We start from the raw sequence: 668 nt of genomic DNA on the forward strand, positions 1-668 counted from the left end.
GAATTTGTGCCGCACCAATACAGCTCTTTAGATCAGCTGCAAGCGGACCAAAGGTGTCTAACGTCGGTGAGAGCGGCAACGTACCACCATTTGGAAACGCAACGCTAGAGCCTTTATAGCCGACTATGCCGTTTAGTCCAGCAGGAATGCGTATCGAGCCACCAGTATCACTGCCGATAGCCAATGGCACCAGACCGCGCGCGACAGCTACCCCGCACCCTGAAGACGAGCCGCCAGGAATGCGAGCAGGGCCTGAGCCATGAGGGTTTTTAGGTGTACCAAAATGTGGATTAAGACCAAGGCCGGAATAAGCAAACTCGGTCATATTAAGACAGCCGATTGACACAAGGCCTGCTTGAGAGGCATTGGCCACCATATTGGCATCACAAGGGGCAGGCACGTTGGATTTAAGAATCACAGAGCCTGCGGTGGTCACTCGATCTTTTATATCAAAAAGGTCTTTCCATGCGATAGGTATACCATCCCACGGGCTTAGTGGCTTACCGTCACGGCGACGTTGCCTAGAAGCATGAGCTTCTTTCAATGCGCGCGCTTCAAACAACTCTGTAAAAATAGCGGGATCGGAAGAGCGGATGTTTGCAAACGTCTCTTCTACCAGCGCAACCGGACAAAGACTACCTTCATCGAGGCGAGCTGCCATATCTAAC

The 668-nt window shown here is 51.9% G+C and carries 1 protein-coding gene; it reads right to left on the reverse strand.

Features of this window, described 5'->3' with window-relative positions; translation table 11 throughout:
• Window positions 1-668: amidase family protein (locus ACS8FD_RS21240; RefSeq protein ID WP_439277326.1), on the reverse strand; the 668-nt coding region annotated here is incomplete at both ends.

It is taken from the genome of Psychrobacter sp. 1U2, assembly GCF_051847575.1.